We start from the raw sequence: 13421 nt of genomic DNA, 5'->3' as shown, positions 1-13421 counted from the left end.
GCATAAACCTCTCCCAAAATGAACACTATAGATTGTAGCTCTATAGGGCTCAAAAAGGCTTCATCGTTCCTTTTGTGAGTGAAGCAAAATGGAACTGAGGGAAGCGTTCGCTATCGCGTTACGTAACACACGTCTTCGTCGGGGTTTGACCCAAGAAGATTTTGGAATCGTTAGCAGTAGGACATATCTAAGCACTCTTGAGCGAGGCCTTAAAAATGTCACGCTGGAGAAGGCGGCGGAGCTTGCTGGTAGAATGGGGGTACACCCGCTTACCCTCCTTCTTGACAGTTTTTTGCTCCTCGATCCTGATACAGATGTAGACTCATTGCTTGATCAGATCCGACAAGAGTCTACTTCGGTCCAGACCCGCGACAAATAGATTGAGGCTGGTAAAGGAGCTCTCGCAGGAGAATGGGATTTTGACGTAGCTAGCCGAAAAACATACATCTCCATGCTGCAGACTTTGTCTAATGCTTTCGGCAAAGGCCGAAGCCAGAAGGTGATCCGCCGCGGCAGATATTGAGGTGGTGCGTTTCYAGATGATTACAACCGCACAGGTCTCCATAGCTCTAACGGTTACCGCTCGCCGATGCCGAACTCCAAAACATCCTAGAGATTGAAGAGTATTTCAGGGGTAGTGACCGTGGGAAACCACGGTAAAGTGGGGGTATAATAGCACCCCACCGCCTCGCTCAGAAAAAAGGCCGTCAGCCATGGAAGTTCCACGGTGGAACTTTCAGAACGAGTGCCTGGTGCGGTCGCAGAGAAACGACGATGACAGATAAGCCAAGTAGCCTCGAAGAGAACCCAGAGCATCTACCCTCCGATCCTGCCGAGATCAAAAAAACCCTCAATGCGCTGGATGCCAAACTGCTGGCAATGCTAAAGCACCCTGAAAAAAGTCTAGAGCCAGCCGGTCCGCTAGCAGGGTCCGCCCGCCCAAATGGCTGGTTTGACGAGGAAGAGTGAGTACCTTGATCAAAGTTCCACGGTGGAACTTCTGGTCATAAAGTCGTAAGGCGCCGCCATACCATCCTGTCTGCCTTGCGACGCGGCAGGAGCACGGGACGAAAAAACTGTCCCTGCTCCTTTGCAGAGGCTAAATAAACGAGGAAAGGTAAAGGGTACGCTTCACCCGGGACTCCGTTCGCCGCGACGATGAAGCTATCGCGACGAGCCGGGGTCGCGGCCCTTGACCTAAAGTTCCATGGTGGAACTTTTGATGGGAATGATAACGGTAGCTATCAGAAATTCCACGGTGGAACTGTTCAGCACGAGTAAGCAAACGGCACATCACAGCGGTGGCGGCAGACCGCTTTGTCAGAGCTGACTGTCGTGATGGTGTTCAGTTGAAGAGCTAAAAACGGGGCCAAATGTACCTATCCCTAATTTCTTCGCTTGTTCTTCAATTCGGCCGGCCTGTAGAACATCCTGTTTAGTAGGAAAGTGGCGTAAAAGGAAGTGAGCGTTTTTTCTAACTCGTTCAGGCACTTCTGTGTCGCAAGCAAGTTCCGTCAGGAAAGTGTGAGTTTGTACGACGGACCGGGTCCGTTCAAATGGCATCGTCATGTAATCCACCATGAGTGAGATCGTCAGTTAAATTCAAGGAAGCCAGAACCGGTCGCCAAATTTCGCAGGTCTTGATCAAAGTTCCACGGTGGAACTTTATCAAGCTCATCTCGCACCCGTAAGGAGAACATTTCTTGCCCTTAAGGCCATTTTTAGCCCTTAAAGGAAAGATTTATTTTCATTACGGCAAGCTTCATTTTTTGAATTGATGATCCTCGCATAATGGACGATATGGATAAATTCAGCGGCGGAGCTTCGCTATTATCCCGAGGCTCGTCGATCACGAAGTCATGACTGAGATAACGCCATCGATATTTTGCGAACCTAAGATTCTCCTGGTGCGCATCTGCTCGATGCTTTTCACCACAATGTAACTTGGGGGCAGCTGAAATTGAGGCTACCCTTCGACAGGCACAAAGAGGACTTTATAGTCAATTATAGCGCGATGCCCTCAGCGAGTTTCGCTAGCACCCACTACAGGGTGACCTAATTTGCAGTTAGGCGTTGCTTCACTACGATCCCATTAAACACGCTAAGGTATCCGAAGATGAAAATCAACAGCACTGTCAAAGGAGAGGTCCGAGCCAAACTTATACGTCTGCAGAAGTCGTCCAAATACCATAGCCTTTTCAACGTCGATGGTATCGATGCCTTTGCCAAGCAAGAAATTCCCGCACCCTAAGTGCTGGGAGTCAGCCTGGTGAGGCCGAATTCCTTGCATGCGAGAAGAACGCCGTCACGAACATGACGAGGGCCTCTGTGCTTCTTCAGCTTCATCGATAAGGATTTTAGCGCGAGCAACAATCGCCATCGCCTCGGTAATCCCAGCAGCGTCACCGGTCTCATACGCATCAGCCAAAAAGGCCTCTGCCATTTTCCAGCTATCCAAGTAATCCACTGGGTCAGAAACAGTAATTTTCTCTGTCATGTGATCACCTAGGGAAAAAAATGAACCCGACACCACTCTCTGAAAATGGCAGATGGATTGTTACCTGCCAAGACACTGATGATGGAACTGGCGATCTGATCATACCTTTGCCTGACGATCTTCTGGCGGCTATCGGGTTGACCGGCGGTGACAAGCTGAACATGGAAATACACTCTTACGGCACGATAACCCTGACACCAGTTCGTTATCAGCATGATGTTGAAACATTACTCGGCGTATTGGCCGATCTTTACCACGTCTGCGGAATGCTTGACGCCAAGGTTGAGGTGCTGGACCAAATCATGGCTGCGCTAAATGAAGCGTTCRCCGAGTTGATACCTTTGCTGGAACTGAAGGCCGGTCGCCTGTTGCTCAACGGATACCCAACCGGTGTCGAGGTATGCGACGCGATGGTTCATGGCGGCCCTTACCCGGCCACCTCTGACGCCCGAGGCTCGTCTGTGGGAACGCTCGCGATTAATCGTTTCCTTCGCCCGGTTTGCTTCCAGAACTATCCAGACAGTCTGCTACCGGAAGCATTGAAAAACGCCAATCCGCTCGGCATTTTACGTTTGGTAGACGGTGTCAGCACAAACCAGATGTTGGGTTAATGATCTTGGGGGCGGATTGGGTAACGTCAACTATTCCGCTCCATCAATATCGGTACCGCTGTGTGAAAGCACTCCGCTGTGGCTCGGAGCGTCACCAGCATCGCTAATTTGTTGAACAAATAAAAACCGGCCCTATATGGGCCAGTTTGTACTCAAACAAAATCACTTGTTCAGCCAAGACTCGACGGTCGCGGAGCAGTGTTGAGTTTTCACAACATTCCTGCCCATTCAATCGAATTACATTGTATATGAAATACCTACCTGCACAGTTCTAGGCGCCCCTGGATAGGCATAAACGTTGCCAAATGCCCCTTCCTCATAGTATTCGTCAGTTAGGTTTTTCACATCCAGATTGAGCCTGATTTTGTCGTTGATCTTGTAGTAGCTCAGTAGATCGACAACCGTGTAGCTACCCATTGAAAACGCTGTATTGGCGGTCTGCCCTGCGCGCTCATCGACGTACTTGAGGCCTGTCCCAAGACCCAATCCCTTGAGTGCGCCATCTTGGAATTCATAGACATTGAGCAGGCTGAAACTGTTCTGAGGAATATTCATGAGTCGAGTACCGGACTGGATGACGTTGTCCTTGGTCACTTCGGCATCGACATAGGCGTAGCCACCAATCACTCGCCATTGCGGGGTCAGGTTGCCGGCGATGTTCAGGTCGAAACCACGGCTGCGCACCTCACCTGCCGCCACGCTGAAGGTCGAGTCCACAGGATCGGTGGTGAGTACATTGCGCTTTTCGATCTGGTATATGGCCGCCTCGACACTCAACTGACTATCCAGTGCATCCCACTTGACGCCGAGTTCATACGACTTGCCCTTTTCCGGGTCAAAGCCTCCGCCCTGGCGACTGGCACCGGTATTAGGTTTGAACGAGCGAGCCGTATTGGCGTAGAGCGCCACGGTGTCAGTCAGGTCATAGGTCAATCCTACACGCGGTGTCACGGCATTGTCGCTGGCATCCCAGCTTCTACTGCCTGGCACAAAGGTTTCGTAGTCATGCTCGAAGCGCTCGAAACGCGCGCCGGCCAAGAGTTTCAAACGCTCGGTCAAGACCACCTGATCCTGGACGAAAGCGGCGTAAGTCTTGAGGTTTTCCTTGTCGTTCGTCGGGGTACGGGTTAAGGCTGGACGCGGCTGGCCATACACGGGGTCGAATATATCAATTGGGTAGGCACTCACCGCACCACTGGAGCGCTGAATGATCGACTTGTAGTCGTAATCCTCGTACTCGACGCCGGTCAGCAAGGTGTGATCGAAACCGCCTGCGGTGAAATGTCCGGTGAGGTTGAGCTGGATGTCCTTATCTGTCCACTCCAGCTTGCGGTAATTAAAGTTGCGGCCCAAGGTGCGTCCATCGGCCGCCACACCATTGGCCTCAACGGCATTGCCTTGAAGAGATCCATCTAGCCATTGGAAACCACCGCCCAACGTCCAGTTATCACTCAGCAGATGTTCGAATCGCAGCTGCGCCATGTTGTTGTCATTGTGCAACTTACCAACGTCTTTTTCGCCGAAGAAGGTGTCGCGAGACGCGGTGCCAATCTGATTCGGATAGCGGGTCACACCACGATCCAGCGGGTGGTTATTACGCATGAAATCGCCTTCGAAGATCACCTTGGTGTCATCGGTAGCCTGCCAGGACAGCACCGGAGTTACACCGTAACGTTCGGTTTCGACATGATCCCTGAAGGTATCACCGCCCTCACCCACCACGTTCAGACGATAGGCCAGGCGGCCTTCTTCATCCAGAGGGCCGGATGCGTCCAACGTGCCGCGCTTCATTCCCTGGTCATCGAGCTGACTACCCAGGGTCACAGTTGGCACGGTTAGCGGTTGCTTTGAGATGATATTAAACGTGCCGCCTGGATCGCCTCGGCCATAGAGCATGGTCGCCGGCCCTCGCAGGACTTCGAGCCGCTCGATGATGTTCGCATCCGGCATATTCGGATAACCACGGTTGATTGGAAATCCATTGCGGTAGAACTCACCGGTGGTAAATCCACGTACCGTGAATGTGGTCAGGCCTTGGCCGCCAAAATTGTTGGCCCGCCCCACCCCGCCGGCGTAGTCGAGCGCGTCCTGCAAGCGGGTGGCACTGATGTCCTCCACAACATCCTTGGATACCACAGTGATGGATTGTGGTGTTTCGTGGATCGAGGTGTCGGTACGCGTCGCGCTGGCCGAGCGCGTTGCACGATATCCATCAACCGGCCCCAACGCTGTTTCAAAATCAGCTATGCCAACGATGTCGGTTGCCTGCAACTCCAGACTGGCTTTGTTGGTTGTTGCTTGCTCCGCCCAAGAGGAAGTGGAAAACGCCTGAAGCACACATATAGAAACCAGAGTACGACGCATCTAGGAAACCTTGAGAAAATAGCCAAATCGAACGGCATACATGCCAACAAATTGCGGCGCAATGGTATACCAAAATATCAGTGGTTGATACGTATTCGCATTTGTATTTTCTGAACGCTACCTCCGGTTGCACAACTCGTTAATGAAGCAATTCCAGAACACATCGCTTGAAGAACATATGACGTAAACAGGGCCGTCGAGGGGCCTTTTGGTACTCATTTCGGAATTATTTTGTCAGCCAAGGCTCAACGGTCGCAGAAGGGATTAATAAAAAGTCTTAATAAGCCTTGTTCTCAACCAGACAGTTGCCACCGTCCACTACAAGCAATTCCCCTGTGATGTAACTCGCTTCAGGAGAAGCTAGGAATGCGACAGCTGCGGCCACTTCTGCTGGCCGGCCCGCTCTTCCAAGAGGTGTAGAGCATGCTGCTCGGATTTCATCAGGAGTGCTCGATCCTGTTGCAATCCAACCGGGCGCGACTGAATTCACCGTGATACCAAATTGAGCAACCTCAAGGGCGAGACTCATGTTCATGCCGACCATTCCGGCTTTTGCTGCACTATAAGCAGCCTCTCCTGGATTACTGGCTCGTGTGCCTGTGGTTGAGCTGATGTTCACTATGCGGCCATATCCTCTAGCCCGCATCCCAGGCAACACCCCTTGAGTTAACAAGAACGCAGTTGTCAGATTTCTAGCGATGGAAAGATTCCAGGTTTCGAGGCTCGTATTCGTGAACTCGGCGAACGGTTCTGGACTTCCTTGCATCGCCATACCGGCATTATTTACAAGAATATCGATGCTGCCCCAAAGGGCCTCCGCCCAAGCGACGAACTCTCTAACCTGCGTTTCCTGGGTTAAGTCTACCGGTCGACCCTCTGCTTCGAAGCCTGCGGCGCGTAACTCCGCAACCCGCTCGTTGATGCGTGCACTGCTTGCCGTGACGATCAGCTTGGCCCCTTGAGCCCCAAGACGATGGGCAATAGCCATACCGATTCCAACCTCACTGCCCGCTCCACTCACAAGCGCCACCTGATCTGCCCAGCTTGAATTCATCATCCTTGCCTCTGTTGAAGGTTTGCGAGGTGCACACGAATGGAGGTGTAGCAGATAGCCGAAAACGCCGGTTGAGGATTTGGTCGCTGACGTCCATAAACTGCAAATAAAAAGGGCCTTCAACGGGCCCTTTATTTGTACTCAAACCGAGATCACTTGGTCAGCCAAGACTCAACGGTGTCGGAGCCATGCTCTGCTTTCCACTCTTTCAGCGTGTTCTGGTTGCCGCTTTTGGTTTCGACGACTTCGCCGGTGTGAGGTTTATGTAGACCTTAAACGTAACTCTATCTCCCACCCTCCGCTAACTCGCTCGGGCAGGGTTACTACCGGCGAACAGATCCTGACTCAAATCACCGTGACAGCCGCATTCAACATCAACACCACAATCAAACCGACCACGGCTACGATGGATTGAACCACCGAAATGGTCTTGGTGGCTTCTCCCATAGTCATGCCGAAGGACTCCTTCACCATCCAGAAGCCCGCATGGTTCGCATAGTTGAAGAACAGCGAGCCGCAACCTATGGACAAGGCAAGCAGAGGCAGGTTGAGCCTGGGATCAGCACCTGCAAGCGGCGCCAGCAAGCCAGCAGCTCCAACGATACCTACAGTGGCAGAACCGGTAGATACCGAGAGCAACATCGCGATCAACCAACCCAAGATCAGCGGAGGGAACGCAGACTGCTGAGTCAGGTGCACAATGGCATCGCCCACCTTGGCGCTGGTCAGCAGCTCCTGAAAAGCACCGCCGCCGGCGATGATCATAATGATTGAGGCGATTGGCTTGAGGCTTTTGCCCAGAGAATCGCGCAACTGCCCCGCATCGCCGCCCCTCGCGAGTACCAGACTTGCCCCTGCGAACAGCACGCCTAGGAGCATGGCTATCAGCGGATTGCCCAAGAAACTAGCCATGTTCAGGATCGTATTGCCCTTGGRTAATACCATCTCTGCGACGGCATGAATCAGCATCAGGATCGCCGGTAGCAAGGCTGCCAGCACGCCAAGCCATACGCTGGTGCTTGGTTGATCGTCGGCTTTTTCAGCTAGGGTAAACTGATCTAGCAAAACCTGATCGGGCCGAGTGCTCATGCGCGGCGAAATGAATGCGCCATAAAGCGGGCCGCCTAAAATCATTGCAGGAATAGCCGCAATGAAGCCATAGAGCATTGTGGGCCCAACCGAGGTTTTGAGCGCGGCGATGGCCGTCAAGGGGCCAGGGTGCGGCGGTACCATCCCGTGCATGGCTGCAAGTGCCGCAATCACCGGAACACCCACATACACATACGCTGAACCTTTGAAGCGAGCCTGGCTTTCCAGCTTTCGCGCCACGCTGAATATCAGCGGCAGCATGATCACCAAGCCCACCTCGAAAAACATGGGAATGCCAATTACAAAGGCAACCATCATCATGGCCCAAGGAATCATCCGATCCGATGTTCGCTTGAGGATGACCTCGGCGATCTGCTCTGTGACGCCTGCGTCAGCAAGAATTTTGCCTAGCATCGCTCCAAGCGCGATTACGACCCCCACTGCCCCCAGTGTCTTTCCGGCGCCGGTGATCAAGTGGGAGACAATGTTTTCTGGCTCCATACTGGTTGCAAAGCCAACGCCAACGGAAACTACTAGCAAGGCCAGGAGCGGGTGCATTTTGATACGCGACACGATGAGCGCCACCAGCACCAGGACGCTCACCAATGCGGTCAGTAAGAGGTCTATATCTAAAGGAGTCATGAAAGGATCTCGGTTGGGCTGGCGCCCAAACTGCGCTCAGATTTGAAAGATAAGTTTGAAACCGTAACGCCGGTCGGCGCACGCGATAAACCAAACATCGTTTGGGTGCTTTCAACTTCGGCATTTGATGACGTGTTCATGGAATCCACTCTCTTGTAATTGGAATAGCTGCTATTACGCAGAACTTCTCGATGCAGCACGAGAGGTTTGACTGCAACGTCGCACTTCGAACGTTCTGTATGTATTCGTTTAAATGGGTGAGATGAATGGTCATCTGCAAATGCAGGCGTAAATTTCAGCTTTCGCCTTTTGCAAAACCGAATAACCTTCGGGGGGCTTGCACCAGCAACGAATAGCTAACCTGCGTCGAACACTCCAGTGCTTGCAACTGATCAACTACGGTGCTGAAACCGATGCTTTGCTCATGCTGCGTGTGCGGCCAGTCGCTACCCCACACCAACTGGCGAAGGCCGAAACTTTGTTCCAGCAGCGGTAATGCCATGCGAGCGAAATTGATGTTCTGTTGCGGCGTACCTCCTAAACGATAGATTCCCGATACCTTCATCCAGATCGAACCTTTCGATCCCAACTCCAGTAACTCGCCAAACCCGGGTTGATCGACGCCCGAATTCGCATCCGGCCGACCAAAGTGATCAATCACCAACTTCAAACCGAACGGCGTCAGTTGATGGATCAGTCCCGGCAGATCCTTTACCTCCCGATGCAACTCGACATGCCAGTCAAGATCAGCAATGTGGCTGAAAAACTCTCTCCAGGCACTGTTACGGAAATCAGGTAACGCCTTACCTATCAGGTTCAAGCGAACGCCGACCACGCCCAGATGATCCATGTCATTCAACATGGCCCGACTGACGCCTGGCTCCACCACAACCACGCCTCGCAACTGATCCGGCGCTTGCCTCAACGCCGCAAGCAAGTAGCTATTGTCGGTGCCGAGAAAGCTCGGTTGCACCAATACGCCATGACTCAGACCATGAGCGTGCAAGTGCGTCAGATACTGCTCAAGCGTGGCATCGTAATCAGGGGTATAGCGCCGTGCACCGACCAGATTTAGATCACGGCTAAACACATGAGCATGGGAGTCGATGCCGGTGATCGGCGTAGAACAAGTGTCAGTCATAGCGTTCATCTATAGAAGGTAAAGGGCATCAGGCCCGGGCACTCTCTTTGCCGTTGACCGTTGCTGGCACCGATGCACTCGAAGCTTCGAGGCTGCGTCCACGGGTTTCCGGCAGACAAAGTGCCGCGATCACCGCCACGCCGTAGGCAATCCCGGCGTCGATACCAATCGCAGACCCAAGGGACATGGAGTCGCTCATGTGACCGACCAGGAACGGGAACACCGCTGAAAGCACTCGGCCAAAGTTGTAGCAGAAGCCCACACCGGCACCGCGTACATCCGCCGGGTACAGCTCGTTGAACAGAGCGCCAAGGCTCGCGGGAATACCGGCCGCGAAAAAGCCGAGCGGGAACCCCAGGAACAGCATCTGGGTATTGGTCAGCGGCAGGAACACATAACTCTGCACAGTGACGACACAGCAAAGCGCGAACAGCACGATGTTTTTGCGCCGGCCAATACGGTCGATCAGAAAGCCGCTGACTACACACCCACACCAGAACGCGAAGATGATCACCGCCAGGTAGCCGCCAGAGTTCAGTACGGACAGATTGCGCTCAGTCTTGAGGAACGTTGGCAGCCAGGTCATCACCGCGTGGTAACCACCGTGCGCACCCAGCCCCAACAGACCACCGAACAGCGTTACGCGGATCAACTCGGGGCGGAAGATGCCGGCCAAGGATTTGAAGAAACTTTGGGGGATGGCGTTTTCTTTTTGCAGACGCTGGAAGCTGTCGGGCTCCTCGACATTACGACGCACCCAGATAATCAGGAACGACGGTAGCAGCCCGACCAGGAACATCACGCGCCACGCCATGTCCTGCGGCACGAAGGAATAAATCAGTGTGAAAACTCCGACGGCCAACCCCCAACCCACGGCCCAGGCACTTTGTACGGTGCCCATCACTTTACCGCGATACTGCGGATTGATGGTTTCGGCCATCAATACTGCACCTGCTGCCCACTCGCCGCCGATGCCGAAACCCTGGAGCGCCTTGACGATCAAGAGCTGGTTGAAGCCGCTCACAAACGCGGAGAGAAAGGTAAAAAAGGAGAACCACAAAATCATCCACTGCAGCGTACGCACCCGGCCGTAGCGGTCGGACAACGTCCCCCCTACCCAGCCACCGATGGCTGAAGTGACCAGAGTCACTCCGCTGATCAGCCCCGCGTCGCCCTTGGTCAGGGCAAAGGCGGCGATCAAAGCCGGAATCGCCAGGCCAAACATTTGTACTTCCAGTGCGTCGAGCGACCATCCACCAAAGCAGGCCCAAAACGTTTTGCGCTCCCGAGGAGTGACTTGGCGATACCAGCTAAACATGATTCTTATCCTTATAGGTGGAACGTGAGGCAGTCGAGAGCGAACTGCGCCGCTACGGGGCCAGTCATGGCACACAAAACGATCAAACCAGCGACGACCGACTCGCCGCAGAACGATCCGCTACGTAGGCATGCGTTAGCGGATATCCACGCTGTAGCGGAAGTGCTCTGCGTGCCCGCGAGAGCGGCGCCATTCCAGTGGTGTGCCGGCGTAATCCCGGGCCAGACGCTCAATTACTACCACCGGACTGTTTACTGGTACCTGCAGCAATCGAGCATGCAGGTCATTCACCGATTCAGCGGTCAGCGTTTCTTCGGCCGATGCGACAACCTGTCCGCACACCTCTTCGTAGATCGGATAAAGCAGCCGCCCTTTGCGACTCAGATCGATCTCCAGAAGCGGCTGAAAGCGGTTGCGGGGTAACCAAATTTCTTCCGCGAGCACTGGCTTAACATTGAGCAGACGCACACGGACAATACGAATTACCGGCGCATCGACGGGCAACCCTAGCGCTTGCGCTACGGCCGAGGGTGCGGGAACTGGCTCGATCGAGAGGATGCGGCTCTCCGGTACCTGACGCTCACCGGAAGCAGTTTGGAATCGAAAGAAGCGGAACAAAGAGGATTGAAACTGCGGCCGGCGAATGAAAGTCCCTCGCCCCTGCTGACGCTCCAGGATGCCCTCATTGACCAACGCATCAATCGCTTTGCGCACCGTTCCGGTAGACAGTTGGTACTCCGCTGAAAGCGCAGCTTCAGTAGGTATCGCTTCACCAGGACGCCAGCGATTTTTGGCGATCTGTTCAGCCAATTGGTCACGCAGGCGTTGGTAGAGGGGCAGGCGAACATCACTGGAAAGAGAATTCATCGACTTTATTCACCTTGTTATCTAGTCATCTATATGAATCTTGTGGGGAGTATTTCCTCAGCCAGTTCGGCTGTCAAGGAGGGTCGAAGCGCCTTGCTGACGAATGGTGACTCCTTGCCCAGGCATCCCCATGCCAAGCCAACACTGTGACTCTCAGTAACGGGCTTTCCAAATCCGTTCACAAAGTCGAAGCATATTTCGCGTTTTTCCGTGTTTACACAGGCAATAAAAAAGGCCCTTTCACAGACTGTGTGAAAACGCGCTGAAGGCCGGCCCAACAAACGCCCCGACTTGTTCGGGGCGTTTGTTTTGGTGCGGGCGACAGGCGAAAAAAGCCTTTCAGCCCATTAACGCCATCAATTGGCGGGCCCCGAGCACACTAATTGCGCGTTTTAGGTTGTAGGCACTCACTGCCAAGGCCATTTCCGCTCTCGCGCCCTCCAGTTGACGCAACAGGAAGCGAGCATTGCCAAACAGCCATTGCTTCAGGTTGCCGAAGGGGTGCTCAACAATGGATCTTCGGTTGGCCATCATCTGCGGATGGGCCAGCATTCGTTGCTCCATTCGCTCAAAGGCTTCCTCATGGGCGTGGCGTGAGACRTAGCGGCGCTGAGCGCCAGTGCATTGGGATTTGAGCGGGCAGGCGGCGCAGTCGCTGACATCTGCCTGATAGATCCGATCGCCCTTGTGGCGCTGTTTGAGCGTTAACCACTTGCCTGCCGGGCACTGATAACGATCGTGTTCGGCTTCGTAGATAAAGTCTTTGCGCTCAAAAAAGTCCTCACCACCAGGATTGACCGAGCGGTTGGGCGGCACATAAACGGTAATCGCAGCCTCCTCGCAGGCCTGAAACTGCTGGCCGTTGGAGTAGCCGGCATCGGCAGTCACGGTCAGGGCATCTTGTTCCAGCTGTTCTTTGGCGGCTTTAGCCATTGGTTCGAGTTGCTTGCGGTCRTCGCCATCCTGGGTAACCTCATGATGCAGAATCAGGCAATGCTTGGCATCCACGGCGCTCTGCACGTTATAGGACACACGCGGCYCCTTGGGCGTGCGCATCATTCGGGCATCGCTTTCGTGGGTGTTGAACTGCTCCAGGCCCATCGAGTTCATCAGCGCTTGGCAGCTCTGATTGTCCTGCTGGCGAACTTTAAGCTGCACCAGTGCTGTTTTGATCGCGCCGCGATCAATCACCTCTCCCGCATCGAGCCTGTCAGCCTCATCCAGTTCGGCCAGATACTGAGCGATGCGCTTATCCAGTTTTTCTTCCTGACGCTTGAGTTGCTTGAGGTTCATATGGCGCCGCGAGGAAGCGACTGCCTGAAACTTGCTGCCGTCGATGGCCACCAAGTCTCCTGCGATCAGACCGGCCATGCGGCAAAACCGGACGAAGGCACCGCACGTCGCCACAAAGGCGGATTTGTTGTTTTTGCGAAAGTCGGCGATGGTCTTGAAGTCGGGCTTAAGCCGGTTGATCAGCCACATCACTTCGATGTTGCGCTGGCACTCGGCTTCGAGACGCCGCGATGAGCGAATCCGCTGAAAATAGCCRTAGAGGTAGAGCTTGAGCTGATCGGCAGGATCATAAGAAGGACGACCTGTGCTTTTGGGCAGCGCTTTATCAAAGCCCAGTTGCACCAGATCCAGCTTGGCGACGTACAGGTCAATAACCCGAACGAGATGATCCTCGGGGATCAGTTCTTCCAGCGAGACCGGGAACAGACTGGTCTGGCTACGGGACTCACCTTGGATGTAAGCCATAACGAAAAATGCTCCGTATCTTTCGATACGGAGCATTTTCTTTGAGCTTTGCGCAGATTGCTAGGTTTTCACACAGTCTG

At 53.8% G+C, this 13421-nt stretch carries 12 protein-coding genes and 2 pseudogenes; 3 read left to right on the top strand and 11 right to left on the bottom strand.

From position 1 onward, the window contains the following. The first annotated feature begins 88 nt into the window (after positions 1–88). A complete protein-coding gene (locus tag AC1D2P_RS28470) occupies positions 89–379 on the top strand; it encodes a helix-turn-helix domain-containing protein (protein ID WP_477758555.1) in 291 nt (96 codons plus the stop codon). Between the two features lie 395 nt (positions 380–774). Next, the gene (locus tag AC1D2P_RS28465) at positions 775–969 is read left to right on the top strand and encodes a hypothetical protein (protein WP_477758556.1); all 195 of its coding nucleotides are present in this window, start codon (positions 775–777) and stop codon (positions 967–969) included. 351 nt (positions 970–1320) lie between these two features. Here the strand turns inward: AC1D2P_RS28465 and AC1D2P_RS28460 are convergent, their stop codons facing one another. Both AC1D2P_RS28460 and AC1D2P_RS28455 read right to left on the bottom strand, forming a co-directional pair. Further along, positions 1321–1563, bottom strand: a complete 243-nt coding sequence (locus AC1D2P_RS28460) for a BPSL0761 family protein (RefSeq protein WP_477811701.1) — start codon at positions 1561–1563, stop codon at positions 1321–1323. A gap of 742 nt (positions 1564–2305) precedes the next feature. Further along, positions 2306–2497, bottom strand: a complete 192-nt coding sequence (locus tag AC1D2P_RS28455) for a hypothetical protein (protein WP_477758558.1) — start codon at positions 2495–2497, stop codon at positions 2306–2308. A gap of 320 nt (positions 2498–2817) precedes the next feature. Between AC1D2P_RS28455 and AC1D2P_RS28450 the strand changes: the two are divergent. Further along, positions 2818–3108: pseudogene (locus AC1D2P_RS28450) on the top strand (aldehyde dehydrogenase (NADP(+))); the annotation flags it as partial. Positions 3109–3345: 237 nt separating this feature from the next. Here AC1D2P_RS28450 and AC1D2P_RS28445 read toward each other — a convergent pair. From AC1D2P_RS28445 to AC1D2P_RS28405, 9 genes and pseudogenes are all read right to left on the bottom strand, one after another. After that, positions 3346–5472: a TonB-dependent siderophore receptor gene (locus AC1D2P_RS28445; RefSeq protein WP_477758559.1), complete on the bottom strand. Its 2127-nt coding sequence runs from the start codon at positions 5470–5472 to the stop codon at positions 3346–3348. A gap of 277 nt (positions 5473–5749) precedes the next feature. Then, positions 5750–6526: an SDR family NAD(P)-dependent oxidoreductase gene (locus AC1D2P_RS28440; RefSeq protein ID WP_477758565.1), complete on the bottom strand. Its 777-nt coding sequence runs from the start codon at positions 6524–6526 to the stop codon at positions 5750–5752. Between the two features lie 152 nt (positions 6527–6678). Beyond that, a pseudogene (locus AC1D2P_RS28435) lies at positions 6679–6786 on the bottom strand (transcriptional regulator); the annotation flags it as partial. An 85-nt stretch (positions 6787–6871) separates the two neighbouring features. Then, complete coding sequence (locus AC1D2P_RS28430; protein ID WP_477811700.1) at positions 6872–8257, bottom strand: GntP family permease; 1386 nt, start codon at positions 8255–8257, stop codon at positions 6872–6874. Continuing rightward, positions 8254–8397, bottom strand: a complete 144-nt coding sequence (locus tag AC1D2P_RS28425) for a hypothetical protein (RefSeq protein ID WP_477758561.1) — start codon at positions 8395–8397, stop codon at positions 8254–8256. Before AC1D2P_RS28425 ends, AC1D2P_RS28430 begins: the two co-directional genes overlap by 4 nt. A 155-nt stretch (positions 8398–8552) precedes the next feature. Further along, positions 8553–9398, bottom strand: coding sequence for an amidohydrolase family protein (locus AC1D2P_RS28420; RefSeq protein ID WP_477758562.1), 846 nt, complete (start codon positions 9396–9398; stop codon positions 8553–8555). A gap of 28 nt (positions 9399–9426) precedes the next feature. Next, a complete protein-coding gene (locus AC1D2P_RS28415; RefSeq protein ID WP_477758563.1) occupies positions 9427–10716 on the bottom strand; it encodes an MFS transporter in 1290 nt (429 codons plus the stop codon). A gap of 135 nt (positions 10717–10851) precedes the next feature. Continuing rightward, complete coding sequence (locus tag AC1D2P_RS28410) at positions 10852–11583, bottom strand: GntR family transcriptional regulator (RefSeq protein WP_477758564.1); 732 nt, start codon at positions 11581–11583, stop codon at positions 10852–10854. A 339-nt stretch (positions 11584–11922) separates the two neighbouring features. After that, positions 11923–13341 (bottom strand): IS1182 family transposase, encoded by a 1419-nt coding sequence (locus tag AC1D2P_RS28405; protein ID WP_477758613.1) that lies wholly within the window; start codon positions 13339–13341, stop codon positions 11923–11925. Positions 13342–13421 lie beyond the last annotated feature (80 nt).

The sequence above is a fragment of the Pseudomonas sp. P1_F1_2 genome (assembly GCF_056405815.1).
This window is presented reverse-complemented; position numbering and strand designations above follow the sequence as displayed.